The following is a 22,781-nucleotide window of genomic DNA, read 5'->3' on the forward strand; positions in this document are numbered from 1 at the left end:
TTATTCCCTCGGCATGGTGGGGTCAATATCATATTCGGCTAGCAATTCCAGAATTTTTGTTCTGGCCTTGAGCATAATGTTGCCGCATACTTCTTTGTTCTGTCCTCCATGATAGGCAACAATTTCTTCACACCGTATTCCACCCCAGGATTGAGCGTTTGAGGTAAACCACTCCATGAATCCGGAAAGGAGTAGAGGAAAGCTCTCCAGAGCCTGTTCCTGGGCGCTTCCCTTGCCTGAATACAATGCGAGAACGCAAGCTGCACTTGAGGCAACGCCACAAAGACCGTTGTTGTCGGCAACACCTTCGCAGAGACCTGACATGGCTCTGACCAGTGAAGGATTGTCTTCACCCATATCTTCAAGGGCAAGCATCATCATCATTTGTGAGCAGCAGAACCCTTGGGCGTCCCACTGCATGAGTTGAAAAGCAGTATCATCCATGATGTATGTTCTTTTTCTTTGTTTTCAGTTTGTTCATATCAGTACCTGAGGAGCAGTTGACGATCGGACAGGAAATGGAGCATTGCTAACCTCAGGACCTTTTGTTGCGATAAGTTGATAATACCCAAGTTTGACCTTACTGAGGTGTGAGCAGGTTTTCAATGCACCAGCAGTACCTAAAAAGATTTCCCAGAATTCTTTGAGACTACCACAGCTGAAAATAATTTCACCTGCCAGCTGTTGTAACTGCTGAGTAAGGTTTGAGCAGGATTGCAGGTTAAAGTGCGTATTTTGAATCAGTGTAAGAATGTGATTCATGGGTAATGCACGGGTTGCGCAACTGTGGATGGAAGAGAGTGCGTGCGGTAAATATCCATTCCGCAAGTAAATATCACTGAGCAGAAGAGAACCGTTGTGTTTCAGAACCCGTTGCATCTCTCCTAATGATTCTTGCGGATTGGAAGTGAGGGAGAGAACACACTCACATACTATGAGGTCAAAACTCTTGTCACGAAAAGGAAGGGAGCCTGCATCACCTTGCACAGGAGAAGTATCAGGCTCTGTGAGTTTTGTTGCAGAGAGCATTTGCCGTAACTGGTCAAAGGCTGTCACGGTACAGCTATATTCCCGTTTGAGTAATGCCGCGGTCTTCCCTGTACCACAACCAAGGTCAAGGACGTGAGCGCCTGGCATTACCTGGCATTTGTCAAGGCCCAGTCTGGTCGTGTCAAGCCCTCCAGGACGAAGTACTCCATCGGTCAGATCAAGCAAGGCCCGATGCGTATAGGGTGTGCCATCCTGATGGGAGAGATGTTGCGGGACTGCCATAGGGTTTATTTATCTTCCAGAAGTTGCTCCACTTCAAACATTTTGCCCACTGCCAGGTCTTCTTCTACAAGGGTCATGTTGCATTGTGGGCATGCCATTAATTCGACGTGAAATTCTGATTTCAGGTAGGTAATACTCATCTTTCTGGGAATCAACGGCTGGTCACATGCCGCGCATTTCCATGGAGTATCCTGGGCAAAGGAAAAGGTTGTCATGGTTGATCCTCCGGCAACACCATCCGGTGACTGTAACAGTTATGAATTCGATACCCTGAATCTTCCTCTGAATATTCAACCCAATAGGTAACACGAATAGGCCGGTATTTAGCCAGGCGTCGATTGTTTTCCGGGTTGATAAAATACGATCTGTTCTGATTGACGTGATGGATAACCTTGCGTACATCCTCTTCAAGAATGTGGCGTCGATTCATCAACTCTATTACCTGAGGCTCAATGAGCAGTTCAATGGCAGAATGAGGGGCCGTTGTAAAGTCAGTTTCCTGAAACAGAGATTCCGAAATTTTTTGCTTGAGACGTGCCCTGTTTTCATGACGGCCTGAGAACCCAGGATTTGGTCTTTCCAGTAGAGAATTCACATCAGGATCGGGAAAAAGAAAATCCAGTAGGTGCGCAATGGGCTTTCCTGTTGATACCAGGTTATCTCTGCACATGGCGCAGTAAGCAAGACCTGGATGCGGACTACGTTCTCCTTTTGCCTTGGCAGTTCTTTCTCCAAGATTTTGGTTTGCAAACTGCATCAAGCCACCATATCCGCAACAATCAGCGAGTTCTGCATTGAAAGGAAATTCATCAATTTCTATTCCAATTTTACTGCACAGGTTGCGTACGCTTTGCCGAACCAGTTTTTGTTCTCTTGCCGTACAGGGATCAAATACAGCCATGGTGGAAGGCAATTCAGCCGTGGATGCGGGTAGGTTCTCAAGGCTGTCAAGGACTTCCCATAAAGAGGTGACAGATATATCGTCAGTGAACTCCTTGAAAATAGACAGACAGCTTGAACAGGCAGTGATCACTGTAGGCATTCCCATGGAATTCACCGCATCGGTGAACGCCGTCAGAACCTGCTCGAATTGAGTGGGTTGACCTGCCCAGTGGGCTGGAATTCCACAGCAACTGAGCATAATGCCAACGTTTCCGTCCAGATGATCGCAGAGAAATTGATAACTACGAATCACTGTTTCCGGTGATGAGCCGGACAACTGGCAACCTGGAAAGTACAGGTACTGGCTGCTGTCTGTTCCGGGTTGGTGTTTGAGAAGGCTGCAGGTATCACTCAGGCTGAAGGCCATATCTTCCAGGGCGAATTCATGGGCAGAGGGAGGCATGTGCTTGGCCTGGACCAGTTGCTCTCTGGCTGTTCTGCAAACTTCGGCAACGGGAAAATCATTCGGGCAGATAACAGTACACTGGTTACAGAGACTGCAGGAATTGATCATGGTATTGGCTTGCCGCGTACCCTGGACAATGGATTCGTTGTTGAAAATTTTACGGACAAGTGTCTTGGGGTACTCCTTATACGCCTGGAGGAACTGGCATTGTTTAACACATTCCATGCATTCACATTGAATACAGCGTCCGGCTTCCTCTGTTGCTTCTTCTGGAGAGAGATGTTGTTCTTTCTGAGTTTTTTGTGGTAGTACCGCAACACCTTCCAATGAGGTGTAGAGTCTGGTCGTGGTTGCACCTTCCCCTGTCCGTTGTGCTGTGAGTGAGGCATTCTGCAAAAAACGCTCAATGGAAAGTGCAGCACGCCTTCCATCTGCAACTTGTTTTATAGGAGAAAAGTTTTCACCGGTCAGAGAACCTCCGCCAGCAAAATTTTTTCCACCGATATGTAGAGAAATTGGATCTGCCTCAATGCGATCAGCTGGTAGTATATCAAGGGAAATCGTATCCAGATCAAAGAGAACAGCATCACAATCATTTGTGAGCTCTGTAATACGTTCTGGCGTTATCTTCTGGTTGAGTGTAATTGTGACATCATATCTTTCCAGCATTTGCACGGCTGTTTCCCGACTTTCCAAGGGCAGTATGGTGTCATCAATCTCCAGAATACTTCCACCAAGTTCCGAAGCTGAGCTGATAATGGTGGATTGACGGCCTTTGCGTGCCAGATCAAGTGCTGCGGTCATGGCGGTCAGGCCAGAGCCAAAAACAAGGACTTTTCCACCTTTGCCTGGAAGCTTTGGAAGTTTGAGGACCTGGCTGGTGTTGCTGACGCAGTGGAACTCCAAGCCATGAATATTCAAACTCTCATCAAGCTGGTTCCTGATGCAAGCCTGTTCGCAGGGATGATCACAAATGCGGCCAAGAATCTCAGGAAAAGGCATGGAACGATCAAGAATCTTGCGGGCATCCTTGAGTTTACCCTTTGCCATGAATGCCATAAAGCCACGCACATCAACATGAATCGGGCAGGCTGCGGTGCAGTAGGGATGTTCTTCCTGAATACAGTGGGATTCAAATTCTCTAAGTTGTTTCTGATCCATTGGGCAACGAGACCTGTTGAAATGAAAAAACCACAGGGGTAGGAATGGCTCTACCCCTGTGGCGAAGAAAAAGAGGCTTACCTCTCTTACTTCATTGCCGCAAGTACTTTCTCCGGACGTGCAGGCAGGTCACGAACGCGTGCTCCGCATGCGTTGTAGATACCGTTGATAATCGCCGCATGTGGCGCTGTCAGTGGCATCTCTCCAACACCGGAGGCTCCGAATGGTCCGTCAGGACGTGGAGACTCAACATAGATGATATCCATCTTGTCTGGAATTTGATTAATCATTGGAAAACCGGCTCCAGCCAAGGTCGAATGCTTCTTGAAGTCTTCGAAATCTTCAGTCAGCGCAAGGCCTATTCCCTGTGCCAAGCCGCCATAAATCTGGCCGTCAACAACCAGTTTATTCATTACGGTTCCGACATCAGCCACACAGGTCATACCTTCAACCGTTGTTTTTCCTGTGGCAACTTCAACGGCAACTTCGGCAACGAAAACACCGTACATGTAACAGCAGAAGGGGTTACCCTGTCCGTTTTCATCGCAGTCATTGGCTGGAGCTGTCCATTTTCCGTTAACCTTTGTCGGGATGTTTTCAGCAACCATCTCATCATAGGTGCGGTATGAACCATCGGATTTGGTCATGGATTTGATCAATTCTTCGCAGCTTACGCGAATTGCCTGACCAACCATTACCTGACTACGGCTACCACCGGCAGGTCCTGAGTTCGGGCACTTGGAAGTGTCGTTCATGACGAGTTTGATCTGATCCGGGGTCAGTCCAAGAGGACGCAATGCCTCATGAGCTGTTGCCAGGGTACCCATGTCGGCTCCCTGTCCGTGGTCTTCCCAGCAGTTGTAGATGGTAACGGTTCCATCTGCGTTGAGCTCGATATCACTCTCTGCAGTATCAGGGCCGTCAAGTCCAGCACCGTATACACCAACTGCGAGACCAACACCGCGTTTGATTTCGGCGGTTGAATTTGCAGCAGATGCTTTCTTGGCTTCTTCGTATGCAGGTTTTGCTTTCTCAAGCATTTCTGGCAGGGAGTATACTTCCGGATCCTGCCCTGTCGGTGTAGTGGAACCTTCGCGATAGGCATTTTTGAAACGCAGATCCCATGGGTCCATACCCAGTTTTTCTGCCAATTCGTCCATTGCCACTTCTGACGGGAACTCAGCTTCAGGTCCGCCGTATCCACGGAACGCAGCACCCCAGGCGTGGTTGGTGCAGACTGTGCGTCCTTCACCCCGAATGTTTGCGATGTCATAACCAGCACCAATATACTGGGCACCGCGGAGGGTTAGCAAGTCGCCGAACTCTGAGTAAGGTCCGTGGTCAACTGACCAGTCTGTCTCCATTGCAAGCAGCTTACCTTCTTTGTCCGCTGCAAGCTTAACAGTGGTAAACTGGGGTGAACGTTTACCTGTGTAGATCTGTTGTTGTGCATAATCGTAGCAGAGATAGACTGGGCGTCCTGTTGCCAGGGCCGCAACACCAACCAGTGCTTCCATGGTTGGGCTGAATTTGTAGCCAAAGGTACCGCCTGTTGGGTTCTGGATAAGTGCCAGTTGATCAGGCTCAAGACCAAGACCGGGAGCAATCATGTACAAGTGCAGGTGCAGACCGATGGACTTGGAATGGATCATCAGCTTGCCGTCATCGGCAATGTAGGCGAATCCTACATCCGGCTCGATTGGCAGATGAGGCTGACGCTGGGTATAATAGTCGCCTTCGTGGGTAACTGCTGCTTTTTCGAAAATAGGAGCCGTTTCCTCTCCTTTGGCAATCTTCTGGATGTAGTAGATGTTCGGGGTACCAGGATGAATCTCTATGGCATCCGGTTCCATGGCTGCAGGAGCGCTCAGGTATGCTGGCAATTCTTCCAGTTCAACTTTAACTTTTGCTGCAGCAGCTTTTGCATTGGCCTCTGTATCTGCACAGACGATGGCTATGGCGTCACCCATCTGGAATACTTTTTCATCACAGAGAATCGGTCGATCCCAACCGTCACCTTTATTGGTTGGGAAAGTGATCAGGCCGGTTATGCGGTTTTTACCCTTAACGTCTTTATGGGTAACAACTTTGACAACACCTGGCATTTTTTCAGCTTCACTGGTGTCGATGGAGATGATGTTGGCATGTGGTACTTCAGCCTGAACCAGGGCGAGCTGCAGGGTTCCCTCTGGCATTCCAAGCGCTTTGTCCGCACCAAATTCCCATGTACCTGTGACCTTGGCTGTAGCGCTTGGTCGAGGCATGTTGGTGCCGAGAACTTTGCCATCTTCAGGAAGCTTGTAGCTCAGGTCCTTGATACTCATTTCACCTCTGAGCACCTTGGCTGCATCCATGACAGCATCAACAAGTGGCTTGTACCCTGTGCATCGGCAGGCGTTTTTATGTTTCTGAAACCAGTCACGAACATCTTCTCTGCTTGGAGAAGCGTTGCTTTCCAACAGAGCTTTGGTGGAAACAATGAAACCAGGGGTACAGAAACCGCACTGTGCACCACCATGAACAGCCCATGCCATCTGAATTGCGTGCAGGTTTGTTGGGGTTCCAATTCCCTCAACTGTCGTGATCACGGCATTATTTGGAACTCGATTCATTTTAGTAATACAGGAGCGGATCAATTTACCGTCCATAATCACGTTACAAGCACCACACTGTCCTTTTCCACAACCAACCTTGGTCCCTGGAAGGTGCAGAGATTTTCGAATAACGTCAGAGAGCAGGTCTGAATCGTTCACTATGACGGACCGCTCTATGCCGTTCACGTACAGTTTTTTCTCAAGCATTTACGTTCTCCAAATTCCTAATTATTGATGGATGCAGCGAGAGCTGCAAAATACCCATTTTGGTTGGAGCGTCCTTTCATGTGTACCCGATATAATGAGACACGAACGGTGGATTGAATGCTCATGGCTAAAGCACGTAGCTCTATCTGCCTTTGTCGGTGTCCCCCAAGCTTCCCGGGAAAGGATGCATCACCCCTTATATTCAGAGTGTTTGCAGGCATTGGTTTATTTGCTGCACGTCATCTCTGTATATCCATACACACAGCGTTTTTTACTGTATGCTACATTAAGTGTAGAGCAATGTGTGTGCCATTAAAAAATTATCGTATTATCAATAGTTTAGACGGGTATATTTTGGATAAAGACTGACGGATACCGACAAAAACTTACTCTTGAAATTGAAAATGGGTTATTGTGGACCAGAAAAGGATGCTTGTTGCCCGGAGCTTTGCATGAATGATTACTGGCAGGCAAAAGAAGAAAATGTGGCCTTGTGTCACGCCAAATATATTTTGTGAGCCTTTGATGAAACAAAAATGTAGAGCAACTCTTTCTACTTTATATGTAAAACAGGGCACAAAGACGCTTTGTGGCGTAATGACACGTCAAAAAAACGCGAAGTGTCATACTGACACGTACGCTCCGGCTGAGGGTTTTTTATTGGCCCAATGGTCGGGTTTTCCAATATTTGCAGTTGGTTCGCCTTTTGCAGAGATTGGTGTGGCCTCATTGAATTGTTTAGACGCGTTGCCATGAAGAAAAATTTTACCTGTAAAAAAAGGAAAATATACTATGCCAGAATCAAATACACCCCATTTGCTGATTTCGTTGGATCACATGACCTTGGCCGGTTTTCCATCTCTGTTGCAATATGGGATACTGCTTTCAGTTGAAAAACCTGTTCCGGTCATGCGCCTGCTGCTCGATCTGCCTGGCATAAATGAAAAGTATCTGCAGGATGAAGTGCAGACAATATTTGTGGATGGAGTGGCAGCAGATGACTTGCAACAGGATCTGTCTACCGGACAGACGTTGGCACTTTCAGCTGCCATGCCAGGGTTAGCCGGAGCCATTTTCAGACGTGAAGGGATGCATGGCTCGTTGCGTTCACGCCCTGTAAAGGAGAAAAAACACCAGGTAGAAACAGACGGATACGTCACCTTGAAATTATTCAATTCAGTTGCATCTGATCTTGTAGAACCGTTATTGCAATCAGGGGTGTGCATGCATGGTGAGCACTTCCATGCCTTTGCATCCAGGAGAAAAGATCTTATTGAACGATCAAATATGCTGGTTTTGGATGGTGACGCACTGAGTGTTGATACCTTATTGGAAAAGGTGAAAACTCTTCCAAACCTGGTCATCCAAATAGCGTTTACAGACTCGGCTAAAGATAAATGATACGGAGGGTATGCGGTCTGTTTTAATCAATTGGGAAAATGGTAATGGCTCTGGGGGGAATGGTTACTTGTACCCTTTCACCGATTTGCAGGTTTATGGCAGCGTACTCTTCTACAGGAACAAGTACGACTATCTGAACGCCTATATCTACAATTACACGGATGAATTCATCATCCTGCATGAGAAGGACAACCGTGGAATCAAGGATCAGCGCTTTTTGGCCGCTATGACCTTGTTGATTGATACGCACGGCAAAAGGATCAATACAGAGCCTGCCCCGTTTTCCCGTTAAGGCTGCATGGGTCGCTACCAATGGCAAAGATAGGTTGGCCTGCATTATTGCTGAAATGCTTTGATCCTGGGACGCAACCACTTTGCACGAAAAGCAATTTTCGTAAATGGTGGCAGCCAGTTTGCCGTTTTCAAGCACAATGGTGTGATCAGCCAGCGATGCTGCCTGGAGCCGGTCATGGGTGGTTGCGAGTATGGTTGTGCCCAGTTCTTCATTAATGTGTTTCAGCAGCCCGGTAATCACAGTTTTATTTTCAGAATCAACACTGGCAGTAGGTTCGTCGCAGAGTAACACCTGTGGTTTCAATGCCAGTGCCCTGGCCAGGGCAAGTCTTTGGGTCTCTCCCCCGCTGAGTCGGTGAGCAGGTGCCTGACGGTATCTCTCCAGTGAAACCAGGGCCAGAACTTCATCGATTATGCGTTTTCTTTCCGGTGAGGGGTACTTGCGTATTTTCAGACCAAATTCTATGTTTTTGTAGACCGAAGTGGAAAACATTATAGGATGTTGATCCACACAGACCACCTGTCTGCGCAAGGTCAGAATTTCGTTTTTGGAGCGCCTGTCAACCATCCTTCCTTGATAATACAGGCGGCCGTGGGAAGGGTGATTGAGGAATCCAAGAATGTCGAGGAGCGTAGTTTTACCAGCCCCATTTGGTCCAAGTAATGCGTATATCTTGCCTTGTTCTATATCCAGTTGCTCGATGTCAAGCACAACGCGGCCGCGAAATTGTTGTCGAATGTGCTCCAGATGATAAATGTTCATTTGGTTCCCTTGCCTTGAATAAGATTGAAACACACGTTGATCAGCAGACTGAGTGTCATGAGAACCAGTCCCAGGGCAACGGCCAGGGTGAACGCTCCTTTATCATATTCCAGGGCCATGGCGGTTGTCATGGTTCTGGTGAAACCCTTGATATTGCCGCCCAGCATCATTGATATACCTATCTCGGAGAGTACCCGTCCAAAGGCAGATATAATGGCTGCTGCTATGGCAAAGCGGCCTTCTCGTAAAATGATAAGTGCTGTCTGTAGAGAGGTTGCCCCCAGGGTCCTGGCTGTTTTGCGGTACCGTTCGTCAACCCTGCTTACCGCTGCAATGGTCAGGGCGGTGATGAGAGGCAGGATGAGAATGAACTGGCCAAAAATAATGGCGTTTTTGGTGTAAAGCAGCTCAAGCGGCCCCAGAATGCCGCGCCTGGAAATAAAGGCGTAGACAAAAAGTCCTATGACAACCGTGGGTAAGGCAAGGAGCGTATTTAACAGAGTTATGATGACTCGTTTACCTGGGATCTGCGCATAGGCGATGGTGAAGCCAAGGGGCACGCCGAACAGGGTTGCAAAAAATGCTGAGGTGGAACTCACTGTCAGTGAGACCGTGACAATGGTCAGCAGTTCAGGGTTCAGGGAAGTGACTAGAGCTATGGCAGCTACAAAGCTATCCAAAAAATACGACATGGCAGCGCTCGGTGCTAAAGTGAAGCGAGCCATCAACGCTATTGGAAGGGCTGATGGCTCGCGTGAGCTATTTACAGAGTTCAGTACATCTTACATGGCATCGGGGTAAAAGAGCTGCTGGCCATGGAGTTTGTAATTATTGATTACAGTCTGGCCTTTTTCAGAGGTAATCCATTCTGCAAATTCCTTTGCCAGGTCTGCCTTAACGTGACTGTGTTTTTCCGGGTTGACCGGGATGACCCCATAGGGATTGGCCAGGTCATCGCCGCCTTCACAGAGGACTTCAAGCTCAATGGGTATATCACGGCCATATTTATACTTGATATAGGTGCCGCGATCAGCCATGGTATATGCCTGTTTCTCATCAGCCATGGTTAAGGTCTTACCCATACCCTGGCCAATGGAAAGGTACCATTCTGCACTGTCTGCAGGTCGAAGGGCACTGATCGTAACGGTTTTGCCTTTTTTGGTAATGGTAAAATCTGTTGTTTGTGTTTCCACTCCGGAAGCTTTCCAGAGTTTTTGTTCCTTGGAGTGGGTCCCGGAGTCATCACCGCGGGAGATGAAGGTTGCCTTGGCTGCCGCAATTTTCTTCATGGCTGCCGGACCATCGTGAAGTCCTTTTATGCCGGCTGTATCCGCTGCCGGGCCAACGATTACAAAATCGTTGTGCATAACGGCATAGCGTTTTGTGCCATAGCCTTCAGCAACAAATTTTTCTTCACGGGCAGTGTCATGAACAAAAATAACATCCACGTTACCATCCATACCGTCGCGGATAGCTGCACCTGTACCTTTGGCGATAACCTTTATCTGTATACCTGTATCTTTCTCCAGTGCGGGCAACAATACATCCAGCAAGCCTGAAGCCTGGGTACTGGTGGTAGTGGACATCTTCAGTACCTTATCTTCAGCCGTGGCCAACCCTGTACTTAGGGATATGGCTGCCAGGGTAATGAAGAACAATTTACATAGTTTCATATTTTCTCCTTCTTTTTTTGGGGGGAGACAGGCTCTTTTCTGTCCATTCAGTGCTTATCGCTTTTCTGGTAGACTATTTTGCCTGCCATACTCAGGTCATATCCTGGAACAGTTTGTCCCAGTTTTCGAAACTCATCAGTGAGTAACAGTCCAAAGAAGTTTTGGATGGTCTGCTCAAAGAAAATATCCTTTGCAACCAGAAGGTCAAAGCGTTCCCAGCGCAGTGGAATGAAATCCAGGTCGAGGGCCTTGGCGACCGCCTCAATTCCAGGCCCCACGTCAGCGCGACCTGCAAGAATTTCTTGCCCCACATCCATATGTCTTGCAACTTCGTGATGATACCCCTGAATTTTTTCTCCTTTGATGCCTGCTTTTTTCAATTCCTTGTCCAGTAAGAGCCTTGTGCCTGTACCAAGTGATCGGTTGACCAGTCGGATTCCCTGCTTATTGAGATCAGCCACAGACATTATTTCCATGGGATTGTGTTTTCTTACCAGTAAGCCCTGGAGCCTTTTACAGAAATTGACAATCACGGGCATGGTGGTGAATTCCTGGGCAGCGAATTCAAAATTGTAATCCTGTTCATTGTCCTGGATTAAATGGCTGGCCGCAATATGACACAGGTTGTTTCGCAGGGCCTGTACTCCGCCGGCGCTGCCGACATTACCAAAAACAGCCAGGTGTCCATTGAAGGATCTATTAAATAGAGCAATGGCCTTGTCCAGCATAAGGTCATTGCTGCCAGCCAGGACAATGAGACGTTGATTTGATGTCAGCGGTTGGATATGTTCTGGAAAATTGATGGTATTGTTTTCCACCCACTGTTCAATCAGGTACTGGGGGAAAAGCCACTTCCCAGCTATTTTGGTTGCCGGCATGGCTTTTTCCGAAACCAGGGAATAAACCATTTTCTCGTGAATATTGAGAAACTCGGCAACTTCTTTTGTCGTGAGTAATTTATCCATACTGCAGATACCTCTATTTGAATTGTCTATGGGGTTCAATATAATGAGGCATAATGGCAGAAATGGTAAGTCCTGGTCAAGTTTTTAGCTTATTCTTTGATAAAACAAACTACGAGTTACTGATTCTTACTCATTCAAACAGTAGCTTGCAATAATATCGCGGCCATGTTTAGAGTTGATTAACAACTTGATTTATCGATTGTATTGACATTTTTTGTCTGTGGGGGTAATGTTTTTGTTTTGAGTAATATTCAATAGTTATTTTGTTTGAGTGATTTTGTGGATACACTTTTCAAGACCTTTGAACGTAACTTAGGTACTCTTACTCCGGATGAGCAACAGGCCCTTCAAAAGGCAACGGTTGCAGTCATTGGTTGTGGGGGCCTGGGCGGATATGTGATTGAAGAGTTGGCCCGCGTAGGTGTGGGAAAACTCCTGGTTGCTGACCCTGATCATTTTTCGGTCAGTAATCTCAATCGCCAGGTCAATGCCTGTTCCTCAACATTGAATCGCAATAAAGCTCTTGTTGCTGCAGAGCGAGTGCAGGCTATACATAACCATACCGTGGTGCAGCCATTTCCTGTTGATTTCAGAGCTGTCCCGGTGGAGCGCCTTCGTGGCGCAGATGTACTTGTTGACTGCCTGGACGACATTCAGGTACGAAGAGATTTATCAGTCCTGGCCAACCAATTGCAGGTGCCGTTGGTTCACGGTGCTGTCAATGGCTGGTTTGGGCAGGTTGGTGTACAGATGCCAACCTATGACTTATTTGCCCTTATCTACCCGCAAAGGGGGGACTGCAGAAAAACTCTTAACCCGCCGTCAGTCCTTTCGTTTACAGTGGCGCTTATCGCAAGTCTTCAGGCAGCTGAAACAGTCAAGCTTCTTCTCCGTGTTCCCTCACAACTCCACAATCGATACTGCACTGTTGATTTAAAAGACAATGAGTGGATACTTTTTTAAGCAGTCATCACTGGCATTGCATTTCTTCGTCAATGTATCAACGCAAGCACGAAGTGTGTAGAATCAAGTCATGAATACAACCTGAGCATTTTGATGCCTGTGTTACGCAGGCATCAAAATATGACAGGATGTCTTGTACTATAAAGTCTTCAATCATCCCCGGATTACCGCAATTACAGAGGCCAACTCCCCACAAAGCGTTGTCGGTTTACTCTTGAGAAACCTGTTTTCCCGTATCCCTGGTTGAATATCCGCCCATGTTTTCAACCGCTGTTGTAAATGCATCAGTGCTGATAGTTTCCAGAACAGCCTGGATCATGGGTAATTCAATACATTCTTCAGGTATAAGCAGATCATAACGTTCCTCAGCCAGGGGGACAAAATCCAATCCCAGCGCTCTGGCGGCACTTTTGATACCAAGACCAACATCTGCTTTTCCGGAAAGAACCGAGACACTTACCGCCATGTGCGTGTACTCTTCACTATCGTATCCCAAAATATCATCACCATCCAAATTATTTTTCTTCAAAGCATAATCAAAGAGTACTCTGGTGCCTGATCCTGCCTGTCGGTTGATGAATGTGATATGCTCAGAAAAAAGATCGTGTATGGAGCCAATGTTTTTAGGGTTTCCCTTGGGAACGATAAACCCCTGTTCTCTGTGCACAAGGGTGATGACTCGAATATTGCGGTCTGATAAATAGCGTTTGATGTAACTTAGGTTGTACGAACCGTCATCCGGGTTCAGTAGATGGGAACCGGCCATGTGACACAAGCCCTGTTTAAGAGCCATAATACCGCCCAGGGAACCGACATGGGTTGAGGCCAGCGGATATGCAGGATCACGTTTTTGCAGAAAATCGTGGAGAATATCCAGGCTCAGGTCATGACTTCCTGTACAGATCAAGGTTTGCTCTATACGGGATCTGGGGGTGAGTAATTCCACCTGTACAGTTTTTCCCTGCTGTTCACCTTCAGAAGCTGAAGCGATACGCAGCATGCTGTTGGCACGGGTAAGGGTGGTAATAGTACCTGACCCTTTTTTTAGAGGAACTGTAATAAAATGCGGACCAATTTTGCCGGTAATCATTCGGCGGAATTCTTCTATGCCGGCCCGTGAAGGCAGGCTTTTAGCCAACACCGCATCAATGGTTTCAGGTTGCTGCTGATGTATTCCCTGGAGTCTCGACAGCAGGGGGACAACAAACTGTTCCATGGAAATGATGGCTGATACCGGGTAGCCGGGAAGGCCAATAACAGGTTTGTCATGAATCATCCCCAGAATAGAAGGTTTACCTGGCATGATGGTTACGCCGTGAACATGTACAGTGCCAAGTTCTTCAATAATTTTCGCTGTGTAATCGGCGCTGCCTGCGGAAGAACCTGCATTGATTATAACCACATCAGCATCACTCTCAACTGCCGCGAGAAGTTGCTGTTGTATAGTTTCGAACTGGTCGCTGAGAATGGGTGTAATAGTGACCTCTGCCCCTGCCTGTTCTGCCAGACCGGACAGTGCCGCGGAATTGGATTCAATGGTTTTTCCAGGAGGTGGCGCATCCATGGATGGATCAAGGTCGATAAGTTCGGAGCCTGTTGGCATGATGGTGACTTTTGGTTTTGCATAAACTGTAACCGATGCACAACCTGCAGTGAGCATGGCAGCCATATCTGCTGGGGTGATACGGTGACCCGTTGGGTACAGAAGTTCCGTTGCAACTATATCTTCACCAACTTTTCGTACATATTGCCAGGGATATGAAGATTCACGTATCGTCCCTGTGGATCCATCTTCACTCAATACAACATTTTCAATCATGATAACAGCATCCTTGCCTTCAGGCATGGGATAGCCGGTATTAATCATTTCTGCCTGGCCGGTATCAAGACGCAGGGTACATGGCGTTTCGTCGCTTGCTCCAAAAGTGTCTGCGGCAACCACCGCAATGCCATCCATTGCAGCGGCATGAAAACTGGGCGCGGAAAATCGGGCTATCACCGGAGCAGCTGTGACGCGGCCGATGGCTGAACGGGTAGAGATGGTTTCCTGAGGGGTTCGACGTTGTCCGAGAAGAGAAGGGTACAGGGACTGGGCCTCTTCCCTGCTGCGCATTTGCAGATAGATTTTACGTTTCATTGCAAGCTCAAAATTTAGGGGATTTAAGGGAAAAGTAGAACACAGGTTTCAATCCCTTTGTCCAGGCCTTCCACATCACGGCCAATGGGCAACAGGCCGTCGGCAAGAACAAGTGGCTTAAGTAACCCTGACTTGCCATATACTGGAAAAATTACAGGAGGATGGCCAGGTTCCTTTGCTGGTTCAATCCTGACCCTAACATACTCTTCACGGCCAATGGCTGAAGGTATTTGTTCACCTGTAAGGGCCGTTATGGCACGTAAACCGTGGTTGATTCCCTGTCCGGTAAAGTGATGAAGCAATGGGCGGACAAAAAGGTAAAAAATAACCATGGCAGAGCCCACATGACCAGGAAGACCAATGAGTGCTTTGTTATCCATTCTGGCAACAATGGTAGGCTTGCCGGGGCGTACAGAAATGCCGTGAACAAGGATTTCTGCTCTGGGAAGAGATTTAAATACGTCCAGGGTAAAGTCTCGTCTTCCGACGGAACTACCTCCGGAAAGCAGTACAAGATCTACCTGTTCCAACGCATCTGCACAGCAGTCTCGTATGCCGTCAAAGTCATCTCCCTGGATACCCAGGTTTATGGCAGTTGCGCCTGCTTCCTCAACCAGTGCAGCAAGGGTGGTGGAGTTAATGTCACGGATTTTTCCGGGTGATGGCTCTGCATCCGGAGGGATAAGTTCATCACCTGTGGACAATATGGCTACAACGGGCTTCCGGTATACAGGAATGTTGGTAATTCCCAATCCTGCCAGTATGCCGAGGTCTTGAGGACGCAGTTGCTTTCCCTGGCTAAGTACAGGTGAACCTTGGGCGAAGTCGTCGCCTGCCTGAATGACGTTTTCTCCCGGGGCGACCGGACGATAAAGCTCAACGGTTTGGTCATCCAGTTTTCGTGAATATTCAATCATACAGACACTGTCTGCTTTTCTGGGCAATTCGCCACCTGTCCAGATTTGCATGGTATCACCGCTAGCCAGCATATGCTGCTGACCTGAATCACCCATGGCTATCTCGCCTGTGATGTTCAGCAGTGCCGGCTCAGATTCTGAGCATCCAAAGGTGTTTTTTGCCCGAACAGCAAAACCATCCATGGTCGAACGAGCAAAGGGAGGAAGGTTTTCCGGAGCGGAAATGTTTTTACTCAGAATTCTGCCGAGTCCCTTGCTGAGGGGAACGTTTTCTTCTGTAAAAGTGGTAAAGTGTTGGTAGAGTTTTAGCACGTCAGATGGACTGGTGAGGGTAAAGAAATCTTTCATAGTCTGACCTTAATCCGCAGATGGGCCTGTGACTACCCATTCTTTCAGAAGAATGGGTGCCGGTATGTTTATAGGAATTGTAGCAAAAACAGCTCGGTATGTGGAAGAAAAACTGCAGTGATTCCAGCTGGGACAGTAGTTGGTGGGGGCTCAGCCCCCACCAACTACTGGAAAGATTGCTAACTGATCACCCTCTTGAGGCTCCTGCTGGAGGGTGCAATGGCGTGAATTAATCATGAGCACGCCAACCTCTTCAAGGTCAATATCCAGGGAGCGAATGACATCCTCAACAGTTGTTCCTTCAGGATATTCGCTCAATCTTTCTTTAAATCGATTATCCCGGAAATAGGCGAACAGTTTTACATTAAATTGCATCGTATCTCCGGATTAGAAATCCCAAAATGAATCGATGGCTTCATCACTGATGTCCCAAACAACATTGTGTGGTGCAATGGGCTCTTCTTTGAAGAATTCTGGCAGACGGTCATCCAGATTGGTGAACCCAGCCTTAAGGTTAAACTCGTGTTCTGTCTTAAGGATGGTCTTACCAAGGTTGGTAACATCGTCTGCTACCAGGCCAATACCAAAACGGGCGTTGATCAAATCAATCAATGCAGGCAGACAGGTGGCATCATCCAACGCGGCAAAAGCTATGAAAAGACACATACCTGTAGAGTCAATGGCTGCGGTGGCAATCTGCAAGTTACGGGAAAGCTCTACCTGACCTTCTTTGCTCAAAGGATCAAGGGATCCGCCGACACCAAGAACGTTGGTGGCAATGGTGTATCCCATGGTATGATCTGCGCCCATGGTGGAGGTGGCATAGGTGATACCAATACCTTTGATAGCCCTTGGGTCATATGCAGGAATAGCCTGGTTTTTCACTACCGGCACACGGGTAATGCCATAGGTCCGGCCAACAGATCCGGCTCCACAACCGATGATTCTTCCCAGCGGGGTTCCTTTGCCTATCTCTTCGCGAAGGATACGGATAACTTCTGCACCGTCTCCAAATTCCAGTACACCGGCTTCCATGGCCACTGCAAAAGCGACAGGAATTTCAATGGAATCAAGTCCCAGATCGTCAAGAATATTGTCTGCTTCAGCGACCTGATCAAGATTATCTATACAGCAATCGGCGCCAAAGGCCCAGATTGTTTCATATTCAAACCCGGATGTTCTGTATCCACCCTGCATGTCAGCGTAAACCTGTGAACAGTTGATGACACAACCTGGATGACAGTTATGCTTGGGTTTACCACCACGAGCCACAATGGTATCATGCATGGTCTCACCGGAAATGGCTTCGTGTCCGGCAAATTGTCCCTGGGTGAAGTTTTTGGTTGGTAAACCGCCAGCTTCGTTGATGATGTTTACGAGAACATTGGTACCGTACTGGGCAAGGGCCTGGGTGATGGGGTTGTCGACAAGAGCTTTGGCAAAAGTGCGATTGGCAGTTTTAAATGCTTCTGGGTCTGCAATCTCTACTTTGTTCATGGTTGGCTCAACGGAAATGAACTTAATTTTTTTAGAGCCCATGACCGCGCCGAGTCCACCACGTCCGTTGGAACGAATGTGGTTGTCTGGATCCTTGACAGAGATGTTGGCAGCCAGCATTTTCATTTCACCGGCAGGCCCGATGGTGATGACACCGGTTTTTGCTCCCAATCTCTCATTGATGGTTTCAACAACTTTAAAGTTGCCCATGCCAAGGGTTTCTGTTTCTTCATTGATGGTTACACCATCTTCGGTTACATGCAGGTTGTACCACTTATCTCCTTTGGGCTGCCCTTCAATGATGAGAGCTTTGATACCAAGGCGAGCAAGCAGTTGAGCTGATGTGCCGCCAGCATTTGCCTCTTTAATGGTACCGGTCAAAGGACTTTTACCGCCACAGGAGAGGCGACCGGAATTGGCGGCAGTGGTTCCTGAAAGTAGGCCCGGAGCAAAAACGAGTTTATTCTTGCTGCCCAGTGGGTTACAAGTCGGATCAACCTCAGCAGCTACAACTGTGGAGGTCAGGCCACGTCCACCAAGGCCCATCCATGCCTCGGGAACGTCTTCAACCTTGGCGGTAAGATCCGTCATGTTTACGCGAAAAATTTTGTCTGCCATTCGAAAACTCCTCAATAATGTTAAATCTGCGGCTCTGTGTTACACAGACCCGCTGCCGGGCCAGGTAAAATGCGGCTTATGTAAAAAATACATAATTTTTACCTGGTTTATTGTAAACCATCAGACCCATTTGGTCAAAGGAATGGACCTTTTAAAGTAAGTATCGGTCATTTTTTGTCGGAATAGCGGTTTTTCCAAGCGTAACGCAAACTTACCCCTTGGGCACTGAGGGAAAATAAAAAAAAAGGCCATTGTTCCCTTAGGCTTTATTTTATAATTGTTCTCTTCTCTCTTGTTCTAGTTGTAATTCTTGTTGAAAGTGATGTCTGTGAGTATTCTTGGTTTGAACGTATTCAGTGTTACCTGGTGCAGCGGAAGCTCTTGATATGTAAGGCAAAGAAACCTTGCCCATGATTCAGTGGCCATGGGCAAGGGTATTGTAGGCCTGTGTACAAGCAAACTACATGGCAGCTTTTTTACAGAGCTGCTTTGTAAATAGCCTTGACGTCATCATCTTTAGGAACGCGTGGGTTGGTTAGACCGCAGGCGTCTTTCTGAGCATTCACCGTCATGGTATCTATGTCTTCAGCTTTTACATCTTTGCCATAACGTTTTCCAAGCTCAACCAGGCCGGCAGGAATACCGATATCCGTTGAAAGATTCTGGATTGCCATAAGTGCCAGTTCGGCAGCATCACGTGTGGAAAGGCCGTCAATATTTTCACCCATAAGCTGGGCAATTTTTGCGAAACGATCCATTTTCGCGATCAGGTTAAAACGGCTTACATGGGGCAACAGAATAGCGTTGCATTCACCATGTGGCAGATCATAGAAACCACCTAATTGGTGGGCCATGGCATGAACATGACCAAGGCTTGCATTGTTGAATGCCATGCCGGCCAGGTACTGTGCGTAGCACATACCTTCACGGGCAACAATGTCTCCTCCGTTGGCAACAGCAGGGCGGAGATGGGTTGCAATGAGTTCAATGGCTTTTTCAGCAGCAGAATCGGTCATCGGGGTGGCAGCTGTGGAAACATAGGCCTCTACAGCGTGTGTCAAAGCGTCCATGCCTGTGGCTGCCGTGAGTGCAGGCGGCATTCCCATCATCAGGACTGGATCATCAACAGCAATACCTGGGGTAACTCGCCAGTCAACAATGGCCATTTTTACTTTACGGCTAGTGTCGGTAATGATGCAGAAACGAGTCATTTCTGAAGCAGTACCTGCAGTGGTGTTGACTGCAACGTAGGGAGGCATGGGGTTGGAGGATTTGTCAACTCCTTCGAAATCATGAATTTTTCCGCCATTAGCAATAACGAGGCCGACACCCTTGCCACAGTCATGGGAACTACCACCACCAAGTGTGATCAGGCTGTCGCAATTATTTGATTTGTAAATGTCAACTCCATCGTGGACATTTTTATCGGTAGGGTTAGGGATTGTCTCATCGTAGACAACGCAATCCATTCCGGCTGCCTCAAGCAGATCTGTGATCTGTTTGGTAATGCCTGCCCCAGTGATACCCTTGTCCGTTACAACCAGAGGCTTGTTGCCGCCAAGTGCTTTAATTTTTGCAGGAATTTCCTTAGCTGCTCCAATGCCGATCAGAGTAACGCTGGGGATGAAGTAACCGAATACTTGTTCTCGAATTGCCATAGTGAATCACCCTCTTGTGTAAAATCTTTAATCTTTTACAACTCCTCTCTTAGAGATCCAACATACGTGTTTGTCCTAGCAATATCTGTTCCAAAAAAGAATTCTTGATAAATCAAGTGATTGCAAGAGGTTATTTCAATGGGGGAAATATGGGGTTGTCTTTTTGTCTCTATCCAGGCTGTTGAAATAGAATTAAAAGCGTAACCGGTGAAGCAAAAGCAACTGGTAACTCTTTGTGATATTGGTCTAATTGATAGACTGGGGCATTGTGACACGTTAAAGCGGGTGCGTGGGGCAATATTTCACGTGATAAGGTTGCGGAAAAAATATGGTGTGAAATTAAGCTGTTGACTTTTTATGAGTGATCTTTGGGTGGTCTGTGCGGTCGGTTGAATGTTACTTTTTAATAATTAATCAGCTGATCGGAGGAGGGTAAAGGTCTTCTGTGTGGCGCGCTGTTTTTTTAAGGTTAGTGTATATACGACAAGTCTGCGGCAGAGTTTCTGGTGGCTGACGTATGGGATGCAGTGAATTGTAAACAGCGAGGTACTTATGCAAAAGGGGGTAATGCGGAAGTGTAAGGAGAAAATGCCCCCGCATTACCAATCCAAGGAGTAGTACATCGTGAACCGGCCTTGGGGCCGGTTCATTTACAACAAGAATTAAACAGTGTTATTTTTCAATCATCTTCTTCAGGAACTTGTTTTCCCGGATCATGCATAGTGGAATACTGTCTTCATTTGCGATACTGACGACTCAATAATCCTTCTGTATGTCGAAAAAAAACAAGATGAAGCCCATCCAAGGGGGGGTGGGGTGGAAGCGGTGGAAGGATAGGCTTCATCTATTCCTTTTGTACAGCTGAAAACTGAACGATTACAGTGCTGCTTTGTAAATTGCAGCTACGTCCATATCTTTAGGTGTACGAGGATTGGTCAGACCACAAGCGTCTTTCTGAGCATTGGCGGTCATGGTGTCGATGTCTTCTGCTTTGACTTCTTTACCATAACGTTTTCCAAGCTCGATCAGACCAGCAGGGATACCGATGTCTTTAGACAGGTTCTGAATAGCGGTCAAGGCCAGTTCAGCAGCGTCACGGGTGGAAAGTCCCTCTGTGTTCTCGCCCATGAGCTGAGCGATTTTCGCGAAACGATCCATTTTTGCGATCAGGTTGAAACGCTCTACGTGTGGCAACAGGATGGCATTACACTCTCCGTGTGGCAGGTCGTAAAAGCCGCCAAGCTGATGCGCCATTGCGTGTACGTGGCCAAGGCTTGCATTGTTGAATGCCATACCAGCAAGGTACTGAGCGTAGCACATGCCTTCACGGGCAACGATATCTTGTCCATTGGCAACTGCTGGGCGCAGGTGTGTTGCGATGAGTTCGATGGCTTTCTCTGCAGCAGAGTCGGTCATTGGGGTAGCAATTGTGGAAACATACGCTTCTACAGCGTGGGTCAGTGCGTCCATACCGGTTGCAGCTGTCAGTGCAGGAGGCATTCCCATCATCAGCAGTGGATCGTCCAGGGCAACGCCAGGAGTAACGCGCCAGTCAACGATAGCCATTTTAACTTTACGGCTGGTGTCGGTGATGATGCAGAAGCGTGTCATCTCTGAAGCTGTACCAGCAGTGGTGTTTACTGCAACATAAGGAGGCATTGGCTTGGTGGATTGATCAACGCCTTCAAAGTCATGAATTTTGCCACCATTGGCAACAACCAGTCCGATACCTTTACCACAGTCATGGGAGCTACCACCACCGAGGGTGATCAAGCTGTCACAACCTTCAGCTTTATAGATATCAACGCCGTCATGCACGTTTTTGTCGGTTGGGTTAGGAATTGTCTCGTCATAGACGACACAAGGCATGCCTGCTGCTTCAAGCAGATCAGTGATCTGTTTGGTAATTCCAGCACCGGTGATACCTTTGTCGGTTACAACCAAAGGCTTGCTTCCACCAAGAGCTTTGATTTTGCCTGGGATTTCTTTTGCTGCTCCAATGCCGATCAGGGTAACGCTGGGAATAAAGTAACCGTATACTTCTTCACGTACTGCCATAATTAAACCATCCTCTCTATTATTAGATTTAATAAGTGGTTTTCCCTTACTTCTTTGGATCCAAAAACACCCTTATATAGCAATGGCCGTGCCATGTTTGTAAATTGTGCAAATACAGTCAGTTAAAAGAAGTGCTCCGTTGGCTTTGAAGTCAAACTGACCTAATGGCATAACTATTTCAGGAACATAGCCACCGGGATTACGCAGGCTCGTGCTCTGAATCCCTCTTGTAGCGTGATAAAATGGGTATGGGTCTAATTGACACGGCTTTGATCCTCCATGGGACTAATTTAGCTAACAGGTCTATGTAATAGTCCACCCTGTGGATTGTGTGGTATGGGTGTTGTGGGTTGGCAGTATGGTGGCGGCAGGTTGCTGGGAAAATTATGTAATAACAAGGATGTTATGAATTGCCGATTTCCCGTTGCTGTGAGACAGGGTCTTTCGGCTGCTTCTGTTCTGGAGTCTGTAATAGCTGGTGTGTTTTTTTCTGGGTGGACGTCAGCCTTCCCTGTATGTCGTGTGGATCGGCAGTGCGAGGTGGTGAAAGGGTGCGCTTGGGGTTGGGGGACTGTAGCACAAAGAGAGGCTAATCTTTTGTATTTATATATTTTGTTATCAATTGTCCGGTTATGGAATGGCAAAGGTACAGTTGGTGGCAGGAGCTGTTATATTGGTATGGTCTTTGGTTGGGTTAATTTTTCTATTGGTATAAAAAATGGCTGGGGCTTTATCTGGCTTTCCTCTCCTTTCTGCACTGGGAGAAAAGTGGATGTGTCCCGGTTATGTTTTTCTGATTTTTTACCTGTGGTTATGATTGCACATACTACAATTTCGCTTTTTCAAATTGGGCTATGCTGGGTTGCCGAGACCTGCTACACGTCTTATCACAGACATATACCTGATA

General features: G+C 47.5%; 18 protein-coding genes. 2 read left to right on the forward strand and 16 right to left on the reverse strand.

Annotated elements, in window-relative coordinates; all coding sequences use genetic code 11:
• From G493_RS0101765 to G493_RS0101790, 6 genes are read right to left on the reverse strand one after another with little or no spacing between them, the layout of a single operon-like run.
• Positions 1-444 carry a DVU_1555 family C-GCAxxG-C-C protein gene (locus G493_RS0101765; RefSeq protein WP_035272979.1) on the reverse strand — a complete coding sequence of 148 codons (444 nt, stop codon included), beginning with the start codon at positions 442-444 and terminating at the stop codon, positions 1-3.
• Positions 445-477: 33 nt separating this feature from the next.
• Entirely contained in the window at positions 478-1,272 is a 795-nt protein-coding gene (trsM, locus tag G493_RS31665; protein WP_051308931.1) for a DVU_1556 family methyltransferase, read from the reverse strand.
• Between the two features lie 5 nt (positions 1,273-1,277).
• Positions 1,278-1,487 carry a DVU_1557 family redox protein gene (locus G493_RS0101775; RefSeq protein WP_028578986.1) on the reverse strand — a complete coding sequence of 70 codons (210 nt, stop codon included), beginning with the start codon at positions 1,485-1,487 and terminating at the stop codon, positions 1,278-1,280.
• The gene (locus G493_RS0101780) at positions 1,484-3,817 is read right to left on the reverse strand and encodes a pyridine nucleotide-disulfide oxidoreductase/dicluster-binding protein (RefSeq protein WP_408608793.1); all 2,334 of its coding nucleotides are present in this window, start codon (positions 3,815-3,817) and stop codon (positions 1,484-1,486) included. The genes G493_RS0101775 and G493_RS0101780 overlap by 4 nt, the downstream gene beginning before the upstream one ends.
• A gap of 50 nt (positions 3,818-3,867) precedes the next feature.
• Positions 3,868-6,582 carry a molybdopterin-dependent aldehyde oxidoreductase gene (locus G493_RS0101785; protein WP_028578988.1) on the reverse strand — a complete coding sequence of 905 codons (2,715 nt, stop codon included), beginning with the start codon at positions 6,580-6,582 and terminating at the stop codon, positions 3,868-3,870.
• A gap of 17 nt (positions 6,583-6,599) precedes the next feature.
• Entirely contained in the window at positions 6,600-6,803 is a 204-nt protein-coding gene (locus G493_RS0101790) for a hypothetical protein (protein WP_028578989.1), read from the reverse strand.
• 571 nt (positions 6,804-7,374) lie between these two features.
• Between G493_RS0101790 and G493_RS31670 the strand changes: the two genes are divergently transcribed.
• Positions 7,375-7,983 carry a hypothetical protein gene (locus G493_RS31670; RefSeq protein ID WP_028578991.1) on the forward strand — a complete coding sequence of 203 codons (609 nt, stop codon included), beginning with the start codon at positions 7,375-7,377 and terminating at the stop codon, positions 7,981-7,983.
• A gap of 22 nt (positions 7,984-8,005) precedes the next feature.
• Here the strand turns inward: G493_RS31670 and G493_RS31675 are convergent, their stop codons facing one another.
• From G493_RS31675 to G493_RS0101820, 4 genes are all read right to left on the reverse strand, one after another.
• The gene (locus tag G493_RS31675; RefSeq protein WP_051308932.1) at positions 8,006-9,040 is read right to left on the reverse strand and encodes an ATP-binding cassette domain-containing protein; all 1,035 of its coding nucleotides are present in this window, start codon (positions 9,038-9,040) and stop codon (positions 8,006-8,008) included.
• Positions 9,037-9,732, reverse strand: coding sequence for an ABC transporter permease (locus tag G493_RS0101810; protein WP_028578992.1), 696 nt, complete (start codon positions 9,730-9,732; stop codon positions 9,037-9,039). Before G493_RS0101810 ends, G493_RS31675 begins: the two co-directional genes overlap by 4 nt.
• 90 nt (positions 9,733-9,822) lie before the next feature.
• Complete coding sequence (locus tag G493_RS0101815) at positions 9,823-10,713, reverse strand: substrate-binding domain-containing protein (protein ID WP_028578993.1); 891 nt, start codon at positions 10,711-10,713, stop codon at positions 9,823-9,825.
• A 47-nt stretch (positions 10,714-10,760) separates the two neighbouring features.
• A complete protein-coding gene (locus tag G493_RS0101820) occupies positions 10,761-11,678 on the reverse strand; it encodes a helix-turn-helix transcriptional regulator (protein ID WP_028578994.1) in 918 nt (305 codons plus the stop codon).
• A gap of 279 nt (positions 11,679-11,957) precedes the next feature.
• On the opposite strand from G493_RS0101820, the gene G493_RS27385 reads away from it, so the two are divergent.
• On the forward strand, positions 11,958-12,641 hold the full coding sequence (locus G493_RS27385; protein ID WP_051308933.1) for a HesA/MoeB/ThiF family protein: 684 nt from the start codon (positions 11,958-11,960) through the stop codon (positions 12,639-12,641).
• Between the two features lie 208 nt (positions 12,642-12,849).
• Here the strand turns inward: G493_RS27385 and G493_RS0101830 are convergent, their stop codons facing one another.
• The 6 genes from G493_RS0101830 to G493_RS0101860 form a co-directional block, all read right to left on the reverse strand.
• Positions 12,850-14,778: a molybdopterin biosynthesis protein gene (locus G493_RS0101830; RefSeq protein ID WP_028578995.1), complete on the reverse strand. Its 1,929-nt coding sequence runs from the start codon at positions 14,776-14,778 to the stop codon at positions 12,850-12,852.
• A 23-nt stretch (positions 14,779-14,801) separates the two neighbouring features.
• The gene (locus G493_RS0101835) at positions 14,802-16,043 is read right to left on the reverse strand and encodes a molybdopterin molybdotransferase MoeA (protein WP_028578996.1); all 1,242 of its coding nucleotides are present in this window, start codon (positions 16,041-16,043) and stop codon (positions 14,802-14,804) included.
• 150 nt (positions 16,044-16,193) lie between these two features.
• Positions 16,194-16,418 carry a MoaD/ThiS family protein gene (locus G493_RS0101845; RefSeq protein ID WP_028578997.1) on the reverse strand — a complete coding sequence of 75 codons (225 nt, stop codon included), beginning with the start codon at positions 16,416-16,418 and terminating at the stop codon, positions 16,194-16,196.
• Positions 16,419-16,430: 12 nt separating this feature from the next.
• Positions 16,431-18,158: an aldehyde ferredoxin oxidoreductase family protein gene (locus G493_RS0101850; RefSeq protein ID WP_028578998.1), complete on the reverse strand. Its 1,728-nt coding sequence runs from the start codon at positions 18,156-18,158 to the stop codon at positions 16,431-16,433.
• Between the two features lie 476 nt (positions 18,159-18,634).
• The gene (locus tag G493_RS0101855; RefSeq protein ID WP_028578999.1) at positions 18,635-19,816 is read right to left on the reverse strand and encodes an iron-containing alcohol dehydrogenase; all 1,182 of its coding nucleotides are present in this window, start codon (positions 19,814-19,816) and stop codon (positions 18,635-18,637) included.
• A gap of 876 nt (positions 19,817-20,692) precedes the next feature.
• A complete protein-coding gene (locus tag G493_RS0101860) occupies positions 20,693-21,874 on the reverse strand; it encodes an iron-containing alcohol dehydrogenase (protein ID WP_028579000.1) in 1,182 nt (393 codons plus the stop codon).
• Positions 21,875-22,781 lie beyond the last annotated feature (907 nt).

The sequence above is a fragment of the Desulfogranum japonicum DSM 18378 genome (assembly GCF_000429945.1).
Classification (GTDB): Bacteria; Desulfobacterota; Desulfobulbia; order Desulfobulbales; family Desulfobulbaceae; genus Desulfogranum; species Desulfogranum japonicum.